The organism is Corynebacterium sp. ES2775-CONJ, from assembly GCF_024814515.1.
In the GTDB taxonomy this organism is placed as follows: Bacteria; Actinomycetota; Actinomycetes; order Mycobacteriales; family Mycobacteriaceae; genus Corynebacterium.
Genome location: NZ_JANUXT010000001.1, coordinates 79,061 through 102,605, shown reverse-complemented (window position 1 = coordinate 102,605; position 23,545 = coordinate 79,061). Strand labels below are relative to the sequence as shown.

Below are 23,545 nucleotides of genomic sequence, written 5' to 3'. Positions count from 1 at the left end.
CACGGTCGCATCCATCGGATCTTACAACCACTCCCTTGGCAGTCCAGAGGATCCGTCGACTAATGAGATTTGTTATTTATGTCGTTCATACAGGGGATATGAAACCGATATCAGACGTTGATAATTCTGGTCGGGTTTGACTGACCATCGAAGAAACCGCACCAGCGCGTGGCCGGTGCGGTAAGTCATGACTAGAAGCTGGTGACTACTTTGCCAGCCCGTCGCGTGCAGGCGTCAGAGCCATCCCACGCTTCGATATTTCTAAGCTCGGGCAGCATATCGCGGTGGAAAATTGGATCGAGGCCTTTGGCCTTTTGTTGGGTGTAGTTCTTCAACAACTTCACAGCTACTCCACCCAGTGGGACAATAGCTACTAGGTTAATAAGCACCATCAACGCGGCGAAAGTATCGCCGAGTGCCCACACCAGTGGAACAGATCCGATTGAGCCGAAGAAGACGAAGCACATAACCGCCACCCGGAAAATATTGAGTGCCGGCTTCGACTGAGTGAAGTATTCCAAATTGGCTTGGGCCAGATAGTAGTTTCCAATGACCGAAGAGAAGGCGAGGAAGAAGAGGATCAAGGTGACAAAGTGAATGCCAATGCTACCAATCTCATTAGCCAAGGAGGCTTGGGTCAGTGCTGCGCCTTCAACTTCCCCGCTAATCGTGGGGTTACCAAGCAAAATGATGAAGGCGGTAATCGAACACACCAAGAGGGTATCGAAGTAGACGCCGAGCGTTTGAACGAGACCCTGCTTGACTGGGTGGGAAACAGTGGCGGTGGCCGCGGCGTTTGGAGCGGAACCTTGTCCCGCCTCATTGGAGAAAAGACCGCGACGCATACCATTCATGAAGGCTGCACCCACAGTCGCACCGGCAATCTCGCGGAAGCCCAGGGCATGCAGGACGATATTCTCAACCATTGCGGGAACTTCGGAGATATTGATGAGCACAACCACTATGCCTACCGTCAAGTACAACAGCGCCATAAATGGCACAACCACCTGGGTAAAGTTGGCGATGCGCTTGACTCCGCCAAAGATGATGAGACCTGTAAGTATAGCCAGGACCAAACCAATACCACCTTTGAAGATGGTCGAGTCTGTTTCAAAGGAAGTAGAGAGAGCTTCGGCAATGGAATTGGACTGAATGGCATTGTAGACAAAACCAAAGGTGAAGGTGATGGCCACTGCGAAGATCATAGCCAACCACCGCATATTGAGACCTCGAGTGAGGTAGTAGGCTGGGCCACCGCGGTAGGTGCCATCGCCTTCTCGCTCTTTCCAAAGCTGTGCGAGAGTTGCTTCTACAAAGGCGGTAGCGCCGCCTAGTAATGCGATAATCCACATCCAGAAGACTGCACCCGGACCGCCGAGGGTGATAGCGACGGCAACACCAGCGACGTTGCCGGTACCCACCCGGGAAGCAGCCGAGATCGTGAAGGCCTTAAACGAGGAAATGCCTTCAGCGTCGGCTCGGGTTTCGCCTCCTTTGTCGACGACCGCTCGGAACATCTCCGGCAGCATCCGAAGCTGCACCACGATGGTTGCTATTGCGAAATAAAGCCCAGCGGCGATCAGGAGGTAAGGAATAACTTTCCAGATATTATTGTTGACCGATTCGGTTACGAATGATTCGAAGGTTCCCATGCGAGTTACCTTACAGCCGCAAGAGAACTACGTCCGCATCACAACTAAAAACTGAGAAAATTTGAGTGACTTTAGGCCCTATTATCCGAGAAAAAAGCCACATAAACTGCGAAAATTTTAATTCTTGCTGGCATTGATGAATGACAGATAGCGGCATGGATACCCCCCGCTATTAGCCCCTCTACCAACGATCTGAACCTACTAAATAACAGGTAAAGGGCTGTAGATATGAGAGTAGATCGCTTGTTTTTGGGCATTCCGGTGCTTAAGATTTAGCGATAGCCTTTCCTTTTGGCCCCTGCACCTGAGGATACTCGGGGGAAGGGTGGGCTGTCACCGAGGACCAAAGATGAGATGCTGCTGCAATAAACGCGGAAATCGCAATGAGAATAGCCCCAGTTCCTAAAACAAGAGTACCGACCCTTCTGGAATCGCTTGGCTGACTAAGACTGCTTGCTGAAGCTCCCGGCTGATCGATGGTATCTGAAGTGCCCATCTCGGTTGCGTTCACATGAGCGGTGCTGAACATGCACGCACTCAAAGCTATTGCGAGGATGCGTTTGCTAACTGTGCTCATGATACTAACTCCAATCTTTTATATTCACGTTACTTTGAATATTTAAAGCAAACAAAACGAGAAGGTTGCGCACCGAGAAACCCTTGAAAATATCCACGAAGATGATCACTATACAAGATATTAGGGATCCCCGCACAAGAAACGGACCTGGCCAACGGCACGCCTAGTTGAGAAGGCTCCGCCCTAGCTCTCAAGGTATGTGCACCTCATCCCAGATCGGCGTACCGAACAGCTTCGCTTTTAGTGCCGGCGCTGGCAGTTGGGACACAGGTGGCTGGATCTCCCTGCTACGTGTAGTCGGATAAGAACCTGACCACAGCGCTGGCAAGGCAGGCCGGTTTGACCGTAGGCGTGGAGAGATCGCGAAAAATACCCTGATTGACCGTTCACATTCACATACTGGGAATCGAAACTGGTCCCGCCCTCTCGAAGCGCACTCGTCATTACGTCGCGCCCTGCTTGAAGAAGCTCGATAATGCGTTTGATAGACAGTCTGGATGCGCGCTGCTGCGGGTGTACGCGGGCCCGCCACAGCATCTCGTCGGCATATATATTGCCGATACCGGAGACAATTTCTTGGTTGAGCAAGATACGCTTAATCTCAATATCTTTGTGCTTGATTCGGGCGGCTATCGTGTCGAGGTCGACGCACTTTTCCATAAGGTCAGGGGCAATATGGCGAATTCGGGCTGGGACCTCACGGCCGTGCACCATCTCAAGAGTGCTAATATCCCAATATCCAAATGTGCGCTGATCGACAAACCAGAGTTCGGAGTTATCGCTGAAGAGAACGCGGATACGTAGATGCGTGTGCGTGGGCACACCTTGAGGTTCGTTGTTCTTGACGAGCATTTGTCCGCTCATACCCAAGTGCACTATGACAGTGGTCTTAAGCGGTTGGTTTGCATTCTCAAGGCTGAGCCAGAGGAATTTTCCGCGTCGGTTTACCGCGGAGATGCGGCGACCAATAAGGGCTGCCTGCAGCTGCGCTTCCCCACCGGCTATATGTCGGATAGCCCGCGAGTGGTAGGCCTTAAGTTCGAGAATATTTCTGCCCGTTATATGCTCGTTGAGCCCCTGACGTACAACTTCTACTTCTGGGAGTTCCGGCATAAAAGAAGCTCGTTTCGCGCTGCGGTATCGTTGAGAATATCCAAAGCGTTATGAGCAGCCTGCTGTTCAGCCTGCTTTTTATTGCGCCCTTGGCCCGTTCCGATAATCCGCCCGAAAACCTTAACAACAACAGTAAAAAGTTGGTCGTGCTCAGGGCCTTCGCTGGTGGACTGGTAATCAGCCATCGGCAGTTTATATTCGGCAAGCCGCTCCTGCAATGTAGTTTTCCAATCTTGGTGGAGTCCGACCGCAGTTGCACGCGCGATCTTCTCAGCGAAGAGCCGCCATACCACCCCACGCGCGGTATAAAAATCATGCGCGAGGTAGATAGCTCCTAGTAAAGCCTCCATAGTATCGGCCAAAATGGAGTCTTTATTACGCCCATCCGTATGCAGTTCACCCTTTCCAAGGAGGACATAGGCGCCAAGATTAATGTCGCGAGCAATATCGGCGAGGCCATAGCGAGAAACGATGCTGGCTCGCATTTTGGATAAGTCACTTTCGGGACGAGAAGAGTACATATCGTATAGCTTCTCAGCAACTGACAGGCTCAGCACTGCGTCGCCCAGATATTCTAGGCGCTCATTATTGGCGAGATGGCCGTTTTCGTTGGCGAATGAGCGATGCGAGAGCGCTAGTTTAAAAAGCTCCTCGGGAATGTCGACGCCAAGCGCCGAGGTCAGGGGCTCCAGATCGAGAGCATTAAACGCTGCGTCGAGGGCAAGGTCCCCGCTCAATCGGGTTGATTTCCTACTCACAGGAATTTCTCCAAGCCTGCCCAGCGCGGATCGGCCTTGATGGGGCCATCGGCCAGACCGTCTGGCTCCGGTACGTTTTCAGTATCACACTCATCGGCGCACTGCGGGTTAAAGGGAAGGGTGATGCCTGCTTCGTCGATGACGGCTTGCAGGATATCGACATAATCATCGGTGAGAACTTCAATGTCATCATCGTCTCCATCAGCGTCTTCTCCCCCGATAAAATCATCGCTGAGTGCATAGACTTGCGTGATGCGGATTCGTGCGTCGGGATTCAGGGAGCTTAAGCAGCGTACGCATTGACCATTAAGGGTGGCGTTTACTGTCGCGTCAACCATGATGCCCTCGCCGAGTGAACTGATGGTGGCTTCGACGGTGACCTCAGTGCCTTTATCGATGGCGATCATGGCCGGGCCAATACGCTCGGGACTTGGCCCGGTTTGGGTGGTAAAGGTGGTTTCGCCGGTGCGAAGCACTTCCGACAGGTTGAAAATAAATGGCGATTGCGCGCTATTTTTTACGGTATTCATCGCTTTGAAACTCTACTCCCTTTTTATTCTTCTAGCAGCCTAAGGCTTCCAACAGAAGTAAAAGCCCCGAGTGCTTACTCGGGGCCTAGGGTTTCAGTAACTACTTGCTATAACGGGCGCCACCCGAAGCTCCGGCACCGCTACGCAGTGCGCTGCGATCTTTGGAAACAACCCGCAGCGTAGCGGAGAGAGCCTCTTCGAATTCAGCTAATTTTGAATCCACGAACTGATCACATTCAGTTCGCAGGCGGTTCGAATCAGCGTGTGCGGCGTCGACGATGCGGTGGGCTTCTTCATTAGCACGGCGTACCACTTCGGATTCGCTGACAAGCCGCTGCTGCTCAGCAAGCCCCTCGTCGATGCTGCGCTGGTATTGGTCGTTACCGGAGTCAATGAGGCGCTTGGCTTCAATCCCCGCGCGCTCAACGGTGCTCTCAGCTTCTCGACGGCTCGATTCTAAAAGCGCGTCAGCTTCATCCTGGGCGCGCGCCACAGTGGCATGAGCCCTGTTTTCCGCATCGGCCAGCATAGCTTCAGAGTCGCTTTGAGCATGACTCATCATCGAATGAGCTTCTTCACGGGCATCGTCTACTAAATTCTGAGCCTCAATCTGAGCCTGTCCAATGATCTCATCTTTTTGGTCGATGACGTCTTGGGCATCGTCTATTTCTATCGGTAGCGCATTGCGTAAATCATCGAGAAGCGCAAGCATCTCGTTGCGAGGCACCATGCAGTTGGCGGTCATGGGCACCCCGTAAGCTTGTTCAACGTTACGGACTAGTTCATCAAGGGATTGGAAGACGCGGTACATAGTTCCAAGCATACCTGCACAAAAGCGAGATGCGCTGTCTGCAACAACGCATCCCGCCCGAAAATTTTCTGCTTAGAAAACTCCGTGAGCCAACATGGCGTCGGCAACCTTCTTAAATCCAGCAATATTTGCTCCGATGACAAGGTCTCCCTCGTGACCGTATTCGCGGGCGGTTTCCTCGCAGGTGCGATAAATATCGCTCATAATTTCTTGCAGGCGCTGATCAGCGTAGTCAAAAGTCCACGACTCGCGGGAGGCGTTTTGTTGCATTTCCAATGCAGAGGTGGCTACACCACCAGCATTAGCGGCCTTACCAGGTGCGAAGTGGATACCAAGTTCCCGATAGACATCGATAGCCTCAGCTGTCGACGGCATATTAGCGCCTTCGGCGACGAATCTACAGCCATTCTGAGCCAGGGTGCGAGCATGATTGCCATCGAGCTCGTTTTGGGTTGCGCACGGAAGGGCCACATCACATGGCAGATCCCAGATCGACCCCTCAGGGTGGAAGGTTGTTCCAGCAACTTCATCGGCGTAGACCGAAACGCGCTCGCGTCGATCTTCCTTGATCTCCTTGAGCTTTTCTACATCCACTCCTTCTGGGGTATGAACCCAACCTGATGAATCCGAAAAACCAACCACCGTTGCACCCAGTTCTTGGGCCTTTTCGATGGCATATATCGAGACATTGCCAGAACCGGAGACCACCACTGTGGCACCATCGAAGGAGGCTCCGTGGGTTTTCATTAGTTCTTGGGTAAAGTAGACGCAACCATAACCTGTGGCTTCGGTTCGCACCAGCGATCCGCCCCAACCCAAACCTTTACCGGTAAGCACTCCAGCTTCGTATTGATTAGCGAGGCGTCGATATTGGCCAAAGAGATAACCAATTTCCCGGCCGCCTACCCCGATATCACCGGCAGGCACATCGGTAAACTGGCCGATATGGCGGCGCAGTTCGGTCATAAATGCCTGGCAGAAGCGCATGATTTCGGCGTCAGACTTACCCTTTGGATCAAAGTCCGATCCACCCTTGCCACCGCCAATGGCCTGGCCCGTCAAAGCATTTTTAAAGATCTGTTCGAAGCCTAGAAATTTTACAATGCCCAAGTTGACCGAGGGGTGAAAACGCAGGCCGCCTTTATAGGGCCCCAGTGCTGCATTGAATTGGACACGGAAACCGCGGTTTGTCTGCACTCGCCCCTGGTCGTCGACCCATGTCACCCGGAAGAGAACCTGCCGATCGGGTTCGCAGATGCGCTCGATTAGGCCGTCTTCTAGATATTGAGGATCTTTTTCTGCAACGATTTTCAGGGACTCAAAAACCTCGTCGACAGCTTGATGAAATTCAGCCTCGCCGGCGTTGCGCTTGACCAGGGTTTCGTAATAAGTATCGATGGTTTTTTTGATTTCAGACATAGTGGTTCCTTCCCTAGTCCATATAAAGCACCCCGCTTGTACTCTTGAGCTACAACCGCTACGACCGTAGTGAGAGATGATTAAAACCTATAAAAACTCTATATTCACGAGCCGAAGAGTCGGGGCGACTATTGTGTGCAGCATAATTCTACACAGCTATAGAAATTAGTACCTATTCAGCTATCGAATTCAATACCCCCTTTTGGGATAGATGCATGTCATCTGAGGTTTTTCCAGATTATCCGACCGTCAGGATCGCTATATATAGTTTTCATTAAGGGCTCGTCGTGGGGGTAAATTACTCCAGCGTGGCCCCTCGCTCGCTATAGTATGGGGCTAGAAATCTAGCCCCGAGTACCACACGATAGGAAGTTCCTTCGATGCGCATTGTTATCGCCCCCGACTCCTTCAAGGGCTCTGGTAGTGCCACCGAAATCGCCGCCATGCTCGCTCACAGCATACAAACGGAACTCTTACACCACATGGCTCCAGAGGAGATTGATATTGTACAATGCCCCATGGCCGATGGCGGTGAGGGAACCAGTGAAGTCTTCACGGGTGAGCGCATCACTCTTCCGTCTATCGACGCTAATGGGCGCCTGATTGAGGCTAGTTACACCTTCGACTCCGAGATCCACACGGCCTATATCGATCTCGCTCAAGCCTCTGGCCTCCCACTCGTAGCAGATGATCCACGACCTCTTGATGCCGATACTTTCGGAACCGGTGTACTCATTGCGGATGCTCATGCCCGCGGAGCCACCCGCATAGTCCTGGGATTAGGTGGCACAGCCACCACTGATGCGGGCACGGGTATTCTCGCGGCCCTAGGAGTGGTGCCAGTCGATACTCACGGTCGCCCAGTCGCTCACGGTGGGGGTTCTCTGAGCTCCATTGACCGCCTCGATACCGCCACCCTCAATATCGGCGCTGCCCAACTCGAGTGGATTCTACTACGAGATGTCTCCAACCCAGCCACGGGCCCAAACGGCACCGCCCGTCAATTCGCTCCGCAGAAGGGAGCAACCCCAGCTGAGCAGGACATTCTCGAGCGCGGCATCACCGATTTTGCGAGTCTCGTCGACCTCGACCCGCAAACAGTCGGCTTCGGGGCAGCAGGGGCTCTACCCCTAGGACTCATCTGGCTGTCACGGCTTATCTATGGGTCTAGCGATCATATCCATCTACTCCCCGGTGCCAAGGTTGTTGCCGACTCCCTCGATCTCATGCATCTAAGCCACGAAGCGGACTGGATTATCACCGGCGAGGGACAGTTTGACTCCCAATCCGAGGCGGGGAAAGTGGTCTTTGAAGTATTAGATATAGCCTCACACTCCCCGGCGCGCACGATAGTGGTGGCGGGGAAAATTGAGGGCACTCCTCAGGCCGATTGGACCTACACACTCATCGATGCCCCCTTGCCAGAACAGCTTCGCGACGCCGGCAAAAAGATCGCCCACGAAATTCTGAGGACATTACAGGAGAATCCTCGGAAATAATTTTCCCCTCCTTCGCCCAAAGTTTGGCAATAGGCACCGATATACCGACTATTATCAGTGCCTATGAGTTTCCTGTTTTCGCGAGTTAATCCGATCCAAACCATGGCCGATGGCACGATTAAGCAAATTAATCCTTTCTCGGGTACTGAGGTTTGGACGGTACCCGGACGCGGGCACCGCCCTCTTGATCACCCAGCCCGCGATACTCTCCCAATCACACCAGGAGAACGGGAAAACTATTGCGCTTTCTGCAGTGCTCGCTTAGACGAAACACCACCAGAAAAGGCGCGGGTTATCCGTCACGGCGAAAACGATTTTGAAATTGTAGAAAAACCCAGCTTTGCCGAAATCGATGGCACCGAGGCGGAGTTTAGGCGGGTATCAAACCTATTCGAGATCGTCAGTTACGCCTACTGGCAGGCCAACTACGGCTTCGAAATGAATGCAGCGCAACGATCATGGATGCAGCAGTACCAATCGGATCCACGCGGCATCGACCATATATTGCGGATGGTAAAAACCAAGCGCCAGGCCGCTGGACTTGACCCTGAACTTCCTAGCCAGATCCTGGTCAAGGAAGCTGAGAGCTTTTTTGGCGGTGGCCATGACCTCATTATCGGCCGACGGCATTTTTCCGATCATGCACATGACCATACGGGCCTAGCCTCCGCGGGCAGCTTAAGCGTCGTGGAGCACCGAGCCTTTATCCAGTTCACTATCCACACCATGCAGGATTTATACTCCAATAATCGCTACACCCCTTATGTTGCCGTTTTTCAGAACTGGCTCAAACCCGCCGGCGCCTCTTTCGATCATTTGCACAAGCAACTAGTTAGCATCGATGAGCGCGGGCTGGCGGCCGAGAACGAGGTAGCCAAACTACGGCAGAATCCCAATATGTACAACGAATGGGCCGTCAACTATGCCGCGATGCGGAATTTAGTGATCGCCGAGAATGAGCATGCTATCTGCTTCGCTGGCTTCGGTCACCGTTACCCCACTTTAGAGGTTTATTCGAAGTCCCCCACCCCTGAGCCCTGGCTGCAAACTCCAGCAGAAGTAGCTTCAATGAGTGACTTGATCCACGCCTGCCACGCAGCGGTTGGCCCCCATGTGCCCAGCAATGAAGAGTGGCATCATAAACCTATTGACCTAGACATCCCCATGCCCTGGCGGGTGATGATTAAGTGGCGCGTATCCACCTTGGCAGGTTTCGAAGGTGGCACAAAAGTATATCTGAACACCCTCAGTCCTTGGGATGTCCGTGACCGAGTGGTGTCATCGATGTTCCAATTAAGAGATAGCAACAGTATCTCCTCAGATATTCAGATCGCTACCGAATGCACCATCGAGCGCAACAGTCTCAAATACAATCGCCTACTTCCTTTATAAGCCTCCCACTTAAGGTTCGCACTCACTACAGTATGAAGAATGACTAACTCCATCCACGAACTCATTTCCCACACAGATCTCTCCTGGCAGCGGGAACTCTATGAATATCTTCACCAGCACCCTGAACTATCTGAGCATGAGGAGTTCACCGCGAAGAGCATTATTGGTGCGCTGGCACCTTTTGACGCGGAGGTGATTACAGATATAGGCGGTTTTGGCATCGTGGCTACTCTGCGCAATGGCGACGGACCATGCGTTTTATTGCGCGCGGATTTCGACGGCCTGCCTGTCACGGAGGAGACCCAGGTGAGCTACACTTCACAGAATCCTGGGGTTATGCATGCCTGCGGTCACGATATGCACGCAACCTCGTTACTTTCAGTCGTAGCTATTTTGGATGCGAACCGTCAAGCGTGGTCGGGCACCTTCATCGCGCTATTCCAACCGAGTGAAGAAAACGGTCGAGGGGCTCAAAAAATGGTCGACGCTGGGCTTCATGCCATCCTGCCGCGCCCCGATCTCTGCTTGGGACTGCATATTATTGCCGGCTCTGCAGGTACAGTATTCACCCGCCCGGGCCCCATTCTCACTACTGCAGACACGATTGAGATCACTATTGAAGGGAAATCCGCCCACGGCTCAATGCCACATTTGTCGATCGACCCCACCTTTACCGCTGCAGCCATTGTGATGCGACTACAGGGCATAGTAGGTCGCGAAATTTCTCCACACGATTTTGCGGTTATTTCAGTAGGAACTCTTGAATCCGGTCATTCTTCGAATACGATCCCAGGTTCAGCGCGCCTGGTGCTCAATTGCCGTAGCTATGATTCCTCTGTGCGCGACACACTCTATGCCGCAATCGAACGAGTGGTGCGAGCCGAGTGCCAAGCATCTGGAATTATAGAAGAACCTAGTATTCGCTACTATGCTCATGCCCCGCTCACCGATAACTCGGAGAAAATCTATCAGGATTTACGTCCAGTTTTCGACTCCCACTTCGGTGACAACTCACAGGTGGCCGAACGGTGGACCGCTTCGGAAGATTTTTCGAATATTCCGCGCTCGTGGGACAGCCCCTATTTCTTCTGGTTTGTTGGAGCAACGCCCAAATACGTGTGGGAGGCCGATCCAAGTAGTGCGCCAGGAAACCACATGCCCGATTTCCTTCCCGATTTCGCTCCCACACTCTCTGCTTGCGTTGAGTCTTCCTTATTGGCGGTGCTGCACTACCTGGGCCACTCATCAAAAAATTAAAATGCTCATAACTAGCACGGCACCATAACCCCATTCATCTCCATTAAGATGTGATAAATCTCAAAGCAGCAAATGTAGTCCAAACTCACATCACCCAAATTTGAACCGTTAATCACCTTTATTTAACCAGCTAGATACGGTATTAAATGATTTAGGCGGTATAAAGCGCAGCTGTAGTTTCGCTAAAAACGGGGGCAAAACAGGTTCGTGGGTATTTTCAATAGTACTTTTCAGTACGCGGCTACTAGACTGGGGCGCTAAGAAGAGATCGATGGCTTCAGATGCATTTCGCCATCGATCTATCCCCTATGATTACAGGAGAAGAACTTCTATATTATGAAGAATTCCACGAAGACCCCTGCGCTGGATGCTACTGTTGCAGGCCACGTCCGCGCCGTAGCCGGCTCATCCCCAGCTACCGCAACCAACCGCAAGTTCTGGTTCGGCCTATCGCACTCCGTTATGGAACAGCTCTCCGATAACTGGGAGAGGACCACCAAGGCCTATAACGCTACTCGCCAACAGCACTACCTGTCTGCTGAATTCCTTATGGGTCGCGCACTGCTGAATAATCTCACCAACCTCGATCTGGTTGAGGATGCAGAAAAGGCCACCAGGGAATTGGGCCACGAGCTCTCGGATGTTCTTGAAGCCGAAAACGATGCCGCACTAGGCAATGGCGGCCTCGGCCGTCTCGCCGCCTGCTTCCTCGACTCCGCCGTCACCCACGACTATCCAGTAACCGGTTACGGCATCCTCTACCGTTATGGTTTGTTCAAGCAGATTTTTGACAACGGCTTCCAGACCGAGGAGCCTGACGCGTGGAAGGAAGACGGCTACCCCTTCGTAGTCCGTCGCGAGGAAGAGCAGCGGACCGTAAAATTCGACGATATGGTCGTTCGCGCAATCCCCTTTGATATGCCAATCACCGGCTATGGCACCAAAAACGTGGGTACGCTGCGGTTATGGAAAGCAGAGCCACTGGAGGAATTCGACTACGAGGCCTTCAACTCCCAGCTATTTACTGATGCGATCGTAGAACGCGAACGTGTCATGGATCTATGCCGCGTGCTGTACCCGAACGACACCACCTACGCTGGCAAACTCCTGCGCGTACGCCAGCAGTACTTCTTCTGCTCTGCGTCCTTGCAGGCAATGATCGATAATTATATCGAACAGCACGGCAATGATCTCAGCGATTTTGGCAAGTACAACTCGATTCAGCTCAACGATACCCACCCTGTGCTCGCCATCCCTGAGCTCATGCGTTTGCTCATGGACGATCACGGACTGGGCTGGGATGCAGCATGGAAGATCGTTACCGAAACCTTCGCCTACACTAACCACACGGTTCTTGCTGAGGCTCTCGAGCAATGGTCGTGCACCATTTTCCAGCAGCTGTTCTACCGCGTCTTTGAAATTGTGGTCGAAATTGACCGCCGCTTCCGGGAAGATATGGCTCAGCGCGGCCTCGACGCAGGGCGCATTAACTATATGGCCCCTGTCCAGGACGGCGTGGTCCATATGGCGTGGATCGCCTGCTATGCCGCTTACTCCATCAACGGTGTCGCTGCCCTCCACACCGAGATCATCAAGGCAGAGACCCTAAAGGAATGGCACGAGATCTGGCCTGCGAAATTCAATAACAAGACCAATGGTGTGACCCCACGCCGCTGGTTGAAGATGTGCAACCCGCGCTTGGCTGACCTCCTCACTCGCCTGCTTGGTTCCGATGCTTGGGTCACCGACCTTGATGAACTCAAGAAGCTGCGCAAATACGGCGAAGACGATGCCATCATGCAGGAACTTCTCGATGTTAAGGATGCTAATAAGCGCGACTTCGCCCAGTGGATCGAGGATCGCCAAGGCATTGCCATTGATCCAGAGTCGATCTACGACGTTCAGATTAAGCGTCTGCACGAATACAAGCGCCAGCTTATGAACGCTTTGTATATTTTGGATCTCTACTTCCGCATCAAGATCGACGGAGAAAGCAACGTTCCTCCTCGTACCTTTATCTTTGGTGCTAAAGCGGCTCCCGGATACGTACGTGCCAAGGGCATTATTAAGCTCATCAACGAGATCGGTCGCCTCGTCAACAGTGACCCTGAGGTCTCAAAGGTGCTGCGTGTAGTCTTCGTGGAAAATTACAATGTTTCCCCGGCCGAGCACATCATCCCAGCCTCTGATGTCTCTGAGCAGATCTCCACTGCAGGCAAGGAAGCTTCCGGCACCTCAAATATGAAGTTCATGATGAACGGTGCTCTCACCCTCGGTACCCTTGACGGTGCCAATGTGGAAATTCTGGATTCTGTGGGCGACGACAACGCCTATATCTTTGGTGCCAAGGTTGAGGAACTGCCGGAACTGCGGACCAATTACAGCCCCTACCATGTTTACGAGACCGTTCCGGGCCTCAAGCGCGTGCTCGATGCCTTCGTGGATGGCAATCTGGACGATAATCAGTCTGGTCTCTTCCACGATCTGCGCGCCTCCCTCCTCGATGGGGGCGGCTGGGAGACCCCAGACGTGTACTACGTTCTCGGCGATTTTGCCGCCTATCGCGAAACCCGCGATAAGATGGCTGCAGATTTCTACGCTGATCGCCTACATTGGGCCCGCATGTGCTGGGTCAATATTTGCGAGTCCGGCCGCTTCTCCTCCGACCGCACTATCGGTGACTACGCTCGCGAAGTGTGGAAGCTAGAAGAAACCAAAATCTAATCACTTCTGAGTGAGATCCGCGATTTGGCGCCACCGTCATATCGCGGATTTTTTTCGCCATAGCTTCGCAGCATCCTCGGGCCCGTATCTGCCCGATCAGTTCAACCGGTAATGGGGTCGCTTGCGCGGCGGGTTCTACCCAAGTACAGATCCGACACTTTAAAAAAACTACGCGGTCTCACTCTAGGATATGGTGGTGAAAGTCCGTTTGAACCGAGCACATGCTTACTACAACTATCACGAAGCGGTAGACTTCATTTTGGTGCGAGAGTTGAGATCTAGATTGAACCTCTACACTGCTGTGATCTACCACCACCATCTCTCGCTTTCCGTGAAGCCCCGCAGCAAGGTTAAGTAGCTGAAGCAGATATGAATCGAAGGAGGTCATCGTGGCAATTCATGTGTGCCGTATACTCTCAGCCGCCGTAGTGAGTACCGTGGTTCTGACGGGTCTTAGTGCGTGCAGCACCGGCGATGATGGGCAGCCTTCCGTTTACTTTCTGAATTTCAAACCGGAGCAAGAGTCTGCCTACCAAAAAATCGCCGCAGCATATACAGCTCAGACTGGTGTTCCCGTGAAAATCGAGACTGTTACTTCAGGAAATTACGAAAATGCTCTCAAAACTGAGGTGTCCCAACCAGATGCCCCTACCCTTTTCCAGCTCAATGGCCCTACAGGCTTGAAAACGTGGCAGCACTACACCGCAGATCTCTCCGATATCGCACTGACGGCGGCGCTCAAACAGCCCAATCAGGCTCTCAGGGGTGATGACGGCAAGGTTTACGGAGTGCCCTTTGCAGTAGAGGGCTACGGAATTATCTACAACGAGGAAATCCTAGATCGATACTTCGCTATGCCTGGAGCTCAAGCGACGTCAGCAGCGGATATTCGCGATTATACGACGCTCAAAGCGGTTGCCGACGATATGCAGTCTAGGAAGGAAACACTTGGCATTGACGGAGTATTCTCCTCAACATCGCTAAAAGCAGGGGAGGATTGGCGTTGGCAAACCCACCTTGCCAATATCCCTATGTATTACGAGTTTAGAGACGCCCAAAGCCATAATCTCGACACCGTGGTCTTCAAATACAACGCGAATTTTAAAAAGCTTTTTGATCTATACCTTAATAATTCCACGGTAGATAAAACCTTGACTCCGACACAGCAAGTCTCGGATTCCATGACGGAATTCGCGCTCGGAAAATCGGCTATGGTGCAAAACGGTACGTGGGGATGGAGCCAAGTCACTGAGGTGGAGGGCAGCATCATAAAGCCAGATAAAGTCAAATTCTTACCGCTTTATACTGGTATGTCCGATGACCCGCACCAGGGCTTAGCTGTTGGCACTGAGAACTATCTGGCCGTTAACGCGAAAGCCCCCAAAGAGGATCAGCAGGCGTCGATTGATTTTATCAATTGGCTATTCACCAGCGATGCCGGAAAAAAATACGTGATCGACGACCTTGGTTTTATAGCCCCTTTCAAGCAATATGCTGAAGACGATACCCCCGATAATCCTCTAGCCCGTGAAGTTGCTGTGGCTCTTTCCGATACGCACAGAATAACTATTCCGTGGGTCTTTCAGTATTTTCCTTCACAACAGTTCAAGGACGACTTCGGCTTAGCTTTAACCCAGTATGCAACTGGCAGAATGGAATGGTCTGATGTCGTGTCCCAATTCGTCGAGAGCTGGGCAGCTGAAAAGAATGCGAATACCTAGGCATCGGACTCGACTTTTCTAGTTAAATCCAACGCGGGTTCGTTTATGCGTTGTTGTAGCCCCCAACTAGTGGAATCGCGGTTTCTCACAGCTTCCTCAAGGCCCATGATTAGATGAATATATCGCAAGTACTCTTTGTCTTTCTTGTGTGCATAAAAAAAGAAGCTGCCCACTACATGGACAGCTTCTTTTTTTTCCTAGGCCTTGATTTGCTTAACCACGGTCTCTTCACCCAGGAGATGAACCTGGATCATATTGGTGTTACCAGATACTCCTGGAGGGGTGCCGGCTACCATAACTACCATGTCATCGCGAGAATAGCGATCCATGGACAGCAGCTGCTTATCAATTTCTTCGATCATTTCATCGGTGCTTGCCAGATCAGGAGTGAGGAAGGTCTCGGCGCCCCAGGTCAGGGCAAGTTCACTGCGAACCGCCACATGCGGAGTAAATACGAGAAGCGGTAAATCCGTGCGCAAACGAGCGACACGCTTTGCGGTATCACCGGAGGAGGTAAAGGCAACCAATGCCTTGGCATTCAAGCGTTCGGCGATATCGCGCGCAGAGTAGGAAATAACGCCACGCTTGGTACGTGGGATATGGGCCAGTGGAGGCACCTCACCATCTTGCTCAGCGGCCATAACGATACGAGCCATGGTACGCACGGTATTGTGGGGATCTACACCAACCGAGGTCTCACCGGAAAGCATCACGGCATCAGCGCCGTCGAGGACAGCATTAGCCACGTCGGAAGCCTCAGCGCGAGTCGGACGGGAGTTGGTGATCATGGAGTCCAGCATCTGAGTTGCAACGATGACGGGCTTTGCATTCTCACGCGCGATTTGCACGGCGCGCTTTTGAACATGCGGAACCAGCTCGAGTGGGCATTCAACACCGAGGTCACCGCGGGCGACCATAATGCCGTCGAAGGCGAGAACGATAGCTTCGAGGCTTTCAATAGCTTCAGGTTTCTCCAGCTTTGCAATGACCGGGACGCGGCGCCCTTCCTCGTCCATGATCTGGTGGACGAGTTCAACGTCTTCCGCTGAGCGGACGAAGGAGAGAGCAATGAAATCCACGCCTAGTTTGAGGGCGAAACGCAGGTCACGAATGTCTTTTTCGGATAGGGCGGGGACGGAAATGTCCATACCAGGCAGGGATACGCCCTTGTTATTGGAAACTGGGCCACCTTCCACTACTTCGCAGACTACGTCATTGCCTTCGACGCTCTTACATACAAGTGCAACCTTGCCATCATCAACGAGGAGGCGATCGCCAGGCTTAGCGTCCTTGGCTAGGTTCTTGTAGGTGGTGGATACACGGTCGTGGGTACCCTCGACGTCGTCGACGGTGATCCGAACGATTTCACCGTTCTCCCACACAGTGGCGCCGGTGGCGAAGCGACCAAGGCGAATCTTGGGCCCCTGCAGGTCGGCCAAAATACCGACAGCGCGACCAGTTTCATCGGTTGCTTCGCGAACCCAGCGGTAGTTTTGCTCATGGTCGGCGTGGTCACCATGGGAGAAGTTCATGCGAGCCACGTTCATACCATCACGGACAAGGTTCAAAATAGCGTCCTTGCTGGCAACAGCAGGACCCAGAGTACAAACTATCTTAGTGCGACGTTCCATGCCTTAAACACTAATCGCACAAAGCCAAATGCGCTAACAAGCCGCCCTAGGTCACACCGTCGGACTAAGGAAATAAGATGCAAACGGGCATAAACGCAGCTCACTAGAAAAAAGGTGTGATAGAAATAACTTTTGACCTTATTCGGCTGCCGCTCGGTGAGGACTGATCTCCCCGGCCGACTCCCGCCCGCGTGGCAAGAGAAAGAAAACGATGCCAGCCATCACAAAGGCCGCAATGGAGACGATCGCATTGATCCTGATTCCCTCAATTAGCGTGGCCTCATCGGTGCGCATATTCTCGATAATGAACCGACCCGCGGTATAGCTCATCACATAGAGGGCAAAAACTCGGCCATGACCCAGTCGGAGTTTTCTGTCCATAAAGATAAGAAAAAAGAATACCGCGACATTCCACACCAGCTCGTAGAGGAAGGTTGGGTGCACTGTGGCAATAATTTCGCCCGTCGAGCGCCCCGTCATTGGCGCGTATTGCCCCATCTCGTCTACTCGATAATAAATCTCGAGTGCCCACGGCACTGTAGTTTCCGCACCGTAGAGTTCTTGATTAAACCAATTACCCAGTCGTCCGATCCCCTGAGCCAAAATGACGCCGGGTATGAGGGCATCAGCAAAGGGCGCAAAGGGAATCTTTCGCCACCGCAGATAACCCCATACTGCCACTGCGCCAAGGAATACAGCCCCCCAAATTCCGAGACCTCCATTGGTGATCTTTAGTGCGTCCACTGGATTACAGGTATCACAGAAGTATTTATGGTTATCGGTAATCACGTGATAGAGACGACCGCCGATTATCCCAGCGGGAATGGCAATAATAGCCGCGTCGAGGACGAGTTCTGGATCGCCACCACGCTCGTGATATCGGCGGCGACCGATCCATATCGCCACAATAATCCCCACTATGATACTCAAGGCATAACCACGCAAGGGGAAGGAGCCTAAGTACCACACCCCTTGCGGAGGCGACGGAATAGCGGCAAGTGTACTCATAATCACAAATATGCTCCCAATAATGACGGTACGTTTTAGATAGTGCGGTGAAGATATTCTTTTAACCGCGCCCCGGACAGGAGGGATGAAGTCCCACCGAGACCAGCTTTTTAGTAAATTCCTGCGGTGAATCGGCAGTCACCAGGGATTGTCCCATGACTACAGCGTCCGCACCCGAAGCCGCATAATCAAGAAGCTCGGCCGCGGTGCGCACCCCCGACAAAGCAATTTTTATAATACTGTGCGGCAAGCCTGGTGCAATATCACCGAAGGCACGACGATTTAAGGTCATTGTCTCAAAATCCCTCGCATTAACCCCGATTATGCTAGCGCCGGCAGCCAAGGCTCGAGAGGCCTCCTGCGGATTCCGCACTTCTACAAGCGCAGCCATTCCCAGTGATTCAACGCGGTCGATGAGCGCGGCAAGATGTGGTTGGTCGAGGGCGGCTACCCGAAGAGGGACCATATCAGCGCCATAGTAGCGGGCTTCGTGGATCTGGTAGGGATCGATAATAAAGTCGCGGCACATAATGGGCGTTGCCACTGCTTTGCGCACTTCGGCCATCTCTTCTAGGGAGCCATGAAATTGGCGACGCTCGGTATGGCAGGCGATGATGGCGGCACCGCCACGTTCGAATTGCTGGGCCAAGTCCACGGCGGAATCAATATGAGCGATCTCACCGACGGTGGGAGCTGCCCTTTTGATCTCAGCGATGAGGCGACAGCCCCGTTGTTCAAAAAGCGGCCGCACCGGTCTGATATCGGGAGCATGAAGTCGCGACCGTTGCTTCATTTGTTGAAAAGACATGACAGCCTCACGGGCGCGGACATCCTCACGAACGCCAGCGATGATGGATTCTAAGACCGAAGCCACTGAAAGACGATCCTTAACTTAAAGGAAGCTTTATACCGGCAAGCATAAAGCACATGGTGCACGTCTAAGGCTAATGGGGCTGATGAGTAAAACAAAAAGAACGGGTACCCCCTCTAAGAAGCCTCGAACTTTCCACCTTTCGGTTGATCTCCATCGGTCGGGTCGATACCTGCATCGAGGGCATCCCAGATCAACCGACTAGACTCGGGATCGTCTTCGAGATCGGTGACAAGATGATCACGGATCTGACTTTTGCGCTGATATACGCTGCTTCGCTGCACCAAACCCGGTCTCAGACCGATACCTATACCGCCACCGATCGCTGTGAGTCCCCCGATGATCACTAACGGTTCGTAGTTGCTAGAGATGAGAGCGAGTACGCCTGCGATTATGGCGCCTACCCCCGCTAGTCGACGCCCCAAAGCTGGAGTGAAAGGCACCGCTAAGGCACTTAGCCCCGCTGCGAAGGTAGCCAAGAGTGCCGCTGGTTCCCCGGTTGCCCGAGAACCTAGACCGATCAGTATCGTCGCCATAACGATAAGGAGACCAAAGAGCTTATAGGAGTATGTCACTCTATCGCTCCTTTTGGTTAAGATCTGCGAACGCTGTACACAAATGCTCGTGACAGGGTTGACTTCCAATAATAAGACCGTGTGAATCTGCAGTCCATGGGTTGCCTACGAGGTCACTGACTATGGCACCAGATGCTTGGGCGAGTACGACACCAGCTGCGTTATCCCATAGGTGCGGACTGAGACTGACTCCTGCCGCGAAAATACCAGCAGCCCCAAAAGCGAGATCAACTCCGACCGAACCAATCAGGCGAGAGCTGTACCCGAAGTCGGCACACATATCTCTGACTGTTCGTGCGTAACTATCATCCGTTCGAGAAAGGGACGAGATACCAATATGGCTACGCACTTTGGGGCGGGGTTCTAGTGGGGGTTGCGCTCGGCCATTAATAAAAAGCGGGGAACCCTCGTAGGCACCGTATCTACGTGACATAAAAGGGATGCTACTGAAACCAATAACGGGTCGCCCATATGCCACGAGGCTCATGAGGATTGCGCAGGTGGGATTTCCGGCGGCGTAATTTGCGGTGCCATCGATTGGATCGACGATCCAGAAAACCTCGGTGTGTTGTCCCCCAAATTCTTCCCCGCTGACGGGAATTCCGGTAGCGGCGGAAAGTTCGGCGCTGATAATTCTTTCCAATTTTAGGTCTATGGCAGTGGCAAAATCACCACGAGACTTCTCAATTTCCGGCGCTGCTCCAAGGCCTGCAGTAAATAGAGGCTCGACGCTCTTCACCACGCCTTCGGCGCGGTCGTAAAGGCTTTCGAGGTTGATCATAAAGTATTTTTTCCCATGCGTGCACGCATAGTGCTGGGGATAATCGCGCCAGCAATGCCTTCTGACTCATATCGAATTAGTTCGCTTAGCATCGCGGACGAGTCAACGCTGCCTGCTATAGTTTTAGCGTTCGTCACAGCCGCGCTATCGCGCATGAGATCGATGAACGATTCCTGTGATTCGCTCATGATAATGAGCCACTGCAATCCTCGAGCGTCGAGCTCTTCGAGGAGTTCCCAGAAATCTGCGTCGGCGGCAGTGCGCCATTCCCCACCGTGCATGTGCACGGTGATCTCGGCTGCCATGCGATCCAGAGAGGTATAAGGGTGAAGTTCCCTCAAACTGTTGACTGCAATAACTGGTATATAGCCCATCTGATCCGAGGTGCCACGGTATTCCGCAAAAACCCGAGAAATTAGGTGCTGGTAGGTTGCGAGCTCCTCTGGAATATCCGTGCCTCGCGGGATATAAATCTCGTTATCGACAGCTTCCTGGTTGAGCACTGCGCCTACGTCTGCTGGCGGAAGATCAAACCGTTGAATCAGGCTGAAAGTCATGTCATTGAGTGTAGCCGTAGTGCTAGCTTAAAAAAGCCCGTATGCCCATAGGCCGGCCGACACCAATGCCATAAGGGCCAGGATCGCCAGCGCAACCGCCACAATGCGTAGGCCCTGTCGATAAGCTGACCACGCTCCCCCGAGCATAAAACCGCCCGCCATAATAAGGACGTAGATGAGGACATAATTAGTTTCTGATTCTTGTGCGAGGGTAGTGATCAACAAATTCTTACCTTCTTCCGTCGGACTTGGTAGAGGCTCACTGCGCCAGCACCTAGAATAATTATCACTGAGGCAATAAAGGCACCATGGTAGGCGAAAATACTTGCAGTATAACCCAGGATAAATGAACCCAAACCCGTCCCGCCATCGAAACTAATATTCCACAAGGCGGATACGGTGGACAGACGCGAGGGAGGGGTGCTCTGGAACATTTTTACCATGCTTTCGTTCTGCACAGCCCCATAGCCACACCCAAAAATAATGGCTGCAACCAAGAAAAATATGGGATCCCAATGCCCTAATATGGTCACGGCTACCAGCCCCAAGCCGCTGGCAGCAAGACCCAAGGCTGGCAGGATCAAATAACCAGCACGACCCCGACTGTCAGCATAAAGACCAGCACCATAACGACTCAACATCTGAGCTCCGCCTAGTCCAGCTAGCATAAACGTGGACAGCGTCAACGAAGCCCCACTCCTATCCATAGCCGCAGGAAGGAGCGCAGAGAGCGCACCAAACCCCATGGCAGTCGCTGACATGGCAACGGCAGGTTCGAATACCTTCTGCAGCAGCCTAATATTATCGCTCCGAGTGGCCTTAAGATGAGGGCGCGGCACCGCCACAGATGGAATAAGCAGTCCCATCGCCGCAGCTGCAAGCGCCACTGCGGCGGCGAGAATATATACGCATCGGAAACTCAAAAGATCGGCTAAGTAGACGCCCGCAGGCAGCATTATTAATTGGGCAAATCCGATCCAAAATCCCATGAGACCCATCGCTTTTCCCAAGGAGCGCGCGGGGACTAGGGCCGCTAAAACCGCGGCTTGAGCGACTGTGAGAGCGCCAAAGCCGATTCCTCGCACGGCAGAAATCACAAGCAGAAAAGTGGTCTCAACACTAAATATATAGCCCAGGGAGGGGATCCCTAACATGAGGGCAGAGAAGATGATGACTGTAGTAAAGCCCCATCTCCTTAGGGCTGCAGGAGTCAGTATTTGCGCCCCGACAGTGGCTGCCATAAAGACTCCAGTCGTCGCACCGGCAAGACTCAAGCTGCCACCCGATTGGATCACGGCTAAAGGTATCAGCGGCAGAAGGAGAGAAAGATTTCCGAAGGCTCCCGCCACTGCTATCAAGATAGGGACGAATCCGGTGATGGAACAAAGCGAAGTCTTATTACTATCAACACTCATGCGGTTGCTAAAGCCAGCGTGGACTTTCTCGTCACTCCTTTACAGCTATCGACAATCCGCATCAAGGATAGTCCCCTTCTCTCCGCCTAAGCCACCTGAGATTCCGCAAAGAGCGCAGCGGGTGATGCGATCGGTTCCATCTGGGCATTGACTACCCAGCAATAGGTTGGTGCGTATTCGGCACTGAGTTCGTGAACGCACTCTAGATGGCGCGCACCTACTATATGGGTAATCCACCATTCTGCACTTCTATGGGGAAGAAATTTAGATTCCGGGGAGCTCAAGCGCAGACTAATGAGATAGGCGGGGGAAGCGCCAGGGGAATATAGCCGAATGTCCTCTCTCGCTTTCGCGCCTATCCGGTAACGGCGCACCGCAACGATAGCTGTGGGGGCTGCTGGGTAGTCGCCAACGATTTTTCGGGGAGGTCGCCACGCCCCAGTGGCCCGAGCCAGAGATCTCGGATGCTTGATCATGCTCCAAATAGACGATATATCGTTGTATAACTCATCGAGTGTCGTGGGGTGCATAACAATCGGACGGTGCTGACGGGGATCGGGAATTTTTTTCATAACGCCCACTGTAGTGAGGGAAGTAGACACCCGTCCCAGTTTTTCGAAAACTTGTTCGATTAATCCTAGGTACACAGTTCCATCAGGAGCGACTGCAGCGCTGCCCCTGTCGCTTTAAATTCAGCCTGCGTAATCTCTCGCGGACTGCTCCCATAGCGGGCTATCACGTGCATATTCATCTGTGCCCCCGCAGCAAAAGCTTCGAAGAAGTATTCATTCATCATCGTGGCATAATGGTCATCAACAACAGCGGTTACCATCGGTTCGGGTTCCCCACTGACCACGCTCACTGGATCAGCAGGATATTCCATCGCTACTTCCGCTAGCGCCCGGGAAGCGGCAACGACCGCATGCCCATAAGACCGAAAATCGCCCGCACGGCCGATTGCTGTGTGAATCGCTTGGCCCAGGGCTACTCCAGTCTCTTCGATGATGTTTTGGGGCTCCCCCAGCGGATCGGGCTCCACCAACACTTTAAGGCTGATTCGAGCGCTGTCTGCGAAAAGGAGTAATAGCTCATCGAAAAACTTAAGATGGGTGTGCACTTTAGATGTTCCACCGTCATGCAAGTCCACCGTAACTTTTACGGCCGCGTCACCGTGGTGGTTAATCACCGCGTCTTGATGGGACAATCCCCTTCGCCTCCCACTAGCCAAAAATACCCCCGTCGCAAAAATCGACG

22 protein-coding genes are annotated in these 23,545 nt (G+C 52.8%); 5 read left to right on the top strand and 17 right to left on the bottom strand.

Annotation, left to right across the window (positions count from 1 at the left end; all coding sequences use genetic code 11):
* Nucleotides 1–191: 191 nt before the first annotated feature.
* From NXT01_RS00470 to gdhA, 7 genes are all read right to left on the bottom strand, one after another.
* Nucleotides 192–1,652, bottom strand: a complete 1,461-nt coding sequence (locus NXT01_RS00470; protein WP_259076251.1) for a sodium:alanine symporter family protein — start codon at nt 1,650–1,652, stop codon at nt 192–194.
* A gap of 265 nt (nt 1,653–1,917) precedes the next feature.
* Nucleotides 1,918–2,229, bottom strand: coding sequence for a hypothetical protein (locus NXT01_RS00465; protein ID WP_259076248.1), 312 nt, complete (start codon nt 2,227–2,229; stop codon nt 1,918–1,920).
* 240 nt (nt 2,230–2,469) lie between these two features.
* Complete coding sequence (mutM, locus tag NXT01_RS00460; RefSeq protein WP_259076245.1) at nt 2,470–3,342, bottom strand: bifunctional DNA-formamidopyrimidine glycosylase/DNA-(apurinic or apyrimidinic site) lyase; 873 nt, start codon at nt 3,340–3,342, stop codon at nt 2,470–2,472.
* The gene (gene rnc, locus NXT01_RS00455) at nt 3,321–4,100 is read right to left on the bottom strand and encodes a ribonuclease III (protein ID WP_259076243.1); all 780 of its coding nucleotides are present in this window, start codon (nt 4,098–4,100) and stop codon (nt 3,321–3,323) included. Before rnc ends, mutM begins: the two co-directional genes overlap by 22 nt.
* A complete protein-coding gene (locus NXT01_RS00450; protein WP_259076240.1) occupies nt 4,097–4,630 on the bottom strand; it encodes a DUF177 domain-containing protein in 534 nt (177 codons plus the stop codon). Before NXT01_RS00450 ends, rnc begins: the two co-directional genes overlap by 4 nt.
* A 100-nt stretch (nt 4,631–4,730) precedes the next feature.
* On the bottom strand, nt 4,731–5,441 hold the full coding sequence (locus NXT01_RS00445; RefSeq protein ID WP_259076238.1) for a DivIVA domain-containing protein: 711 nt from the start codon (nt 5,439–5,441) through the stop codon (nt 4,731–4,733).
* Nucleotides 5,442–5,513: 72 nt separating this feature from the next.
* Nucleotides 5,514–6,860 carry an NADP-specific glutamate dehydrogenase gene (gene gdhA / locus NXT01_RS00440; protein WP_259076236.1) on the bottom strand — a complete coding sequence of 449 codons (1,347 nt, stop codon included), beginning with the start codon at nt 6,858–6,860 and terminating at the stop codon, nt 5,514–5,516.
* Nucleotides 6,861–7,240: 380 nt separating this feature from the next.
* Between gdhA and NXT01_RS00435 the strand changes: the two genes are divergently transcribed.
* From NXT01_RS00435 to NXT01_RS00415, 5 genes are all read left to right on the top strand, one after another.
* Complete coding sequence (locus NXT01_RS00435) at nt 7,241–8,359, top strand: glycerate kinase (RefSeq protein ID WP_259076234.1); 1,119 nt, start codon at nt 7,241–7,243, stop codon at nt 8,357–8,359.
* 63 nt (nt 8,360–8,422) lie between these two features.
* Nucleotides 8,423–9,751: a DUF4921 family protein gene (locus tag NXT01_RS00430; protein WP_259076232.1), complete on the top strand. Its 1,329-nt coding sequence runs from the start codon at nt 8,423–8,425 to the stop codon at nt 9,749–9,751.
* 39 nt (nt 9,752–9,790) lie between these two features.
* Nucleotides 9,791–11,008 (top strand): amidohydrolase, encoded by a 1,218-nt coding sequence (locus NXT01_RS00425; protein WP_259076228.1) that lies wholly within the window; start codon nt 9,791–9,793, stop codon nt 11,006–11,008.
* Nucleotides 11,009–11,344: 336 nt separating this feature from the next.
* Nucleotides 11,345–13,732, top strand: a complete 2,388-nt coding sequence (locus tag NXT01_RS00420; RefSeq protein WP_259076226.1) for a glycogen/starch/alpha-glucan phosphorylase — start codon at nt 11,345–11,347, stop codon at nt 13,730–13,732.
* Between the two features lie 389 nt (nt 13,733–14,121).
* Complete coding sequence (locus NXT01_RS00415) at nt 14,122–15,453, top strand: ABC transporter substrate-binding protein (RefSeq protein WP_259076223.1); 1,332 nt, start codon at nt 14,122–14,124, stop codon at nt 15,451–15,453.
* Between the two features lie 197 nt (nt 15,454–15,650).
* On the opposite strand, the gene pyk is transcribed toward NXT01_RS00415, so the two are convergent.
* From pyk to NXT01_RS00365, 10 genes are all read right to left on the bottom strand, one after another.
* Nucleotides 15,651–17,084 (bottom strand): pyruvate kinase, encoded by a 1,434-nt coding sequence (gene pyk / locus NXT01_RS00410; protein WP_259076221.1) that lies wholly within the window; start codon nt 17,082–17,084, stop codon nt 15,651–15,653.
* Between the two features lie 138 nt (nt 17,085–17,222).
* On the bottom strand, nt 17,223–18,092 hold the full coding sequence (gene lgt, locus NXT01_RS00405) for a prolipoprotein diacylglyceryl transferase (protein ID WP_396124680.1): 870 nt from the start codon (nt 18,090–18,092) through the stop codon (nt 17,223–17,225).
* A 61-nt stretch (nt 18,093–18,153) separates the two neighbouring features.
* Nucleotides 18,154–18,966 (bottom strand): indole-3-glycerol-phosphate synthase, encoded by an 813-nt coding sequence (locus NXT01_RS00400; protein WP_259076217.1) that lies wholly within the window; start codon nt 18,964–18,966, stop codon nt 18,154–18,156.
* A 113-nt stretch (nt 18,967–19,079) separates the two neighbouring features.
* Entirely contained in the window at nt 19,080–19,538 is a 459-nt protein-coding gene (locus NXT01_RS00395) for a Trp biosynthesis-associated membrane protein (protein ID WP_259076215.1), read from the bottom strand.
* 1 nt (nt 19,539) lies between these two features.
* Complete coding sequence (locus tag NXT01_RS00390) at nt 19,540–20,319, bottom strand: inositol monophosphatase family protein (protein ID WP_259076213.1); 780 nt, start codon at nt 20,317–20,319, stop codon at nt 19,540–19,542.
* Nucleotides 20,316–20,876 carry a hypothetical protein gene (locus NXT01_RS00385; RefSeq protein ID WP_259076211.1) on the bottom strand — a complete coding sequence of 187 codons (561 nt, stop codon included), beginning with the start codon at nt 20,874–20,876 and terminating at the stop codon, nt 20,316–20,318. The genes NXT01_RS00390 and NXT01_RS00385 overlap by 4 nt, the downstream gene beginning before the upstream one ends.
* Nucleotides 20,877–20,903: 27 nt before the next feature.
* Nucleotides 20,904–21,101, bottom strand: coding sequence for a hypothetical protein (locus NXT01_RS00380; RefSeq protein ID WP_259076209.1), 198 nt, complete (start codon nt 21,099–21,101; stop codon nt 20,904–20,906).
* On the bottom strand, nt 21,095–22,291 hold the full coding sequence (locus tag NXT01_RS00375; RefSeq protein ID WP_259076207.1) for an MFS transporter: 1,197 nt from the start codon (nt 22,289–22,291) through the stop codon (nt 21,095–21,097). Before NXT01_RS00375 ends, NXT01_RS00380 begins: the two co-directional genes overlap by 7 nt.
* Nucleotides 22,292–22,377: 86 nt before the next feature.
* Nucleotides 22,378–22,863 carry a hypothetical protein gene (locus NXT01_RS00370; protein WP_259076206.1) on the bottom strand — a complete coding sequence of 162 codons (486 nt, stop codon included), beginning with the start codon at nt 22,861–22,863 and terminating at the stop codon, nt 22,378–22,380.
* Between the two features lie 65 nt (nt 22,864–22,928).
* Nucleotides 22,929–23,495, bottom strand: coding sequence for a hypothetical protein (locus NXT01_RS00365; RefSeq protein WP_259076203.1), 567 nt, complete (start codon nt 23,493–23,495; stop codon nt 22,929–22,931).
* Between the last annotated feature and the right edge of the window lie 50 nt (nt 23,496–23,545).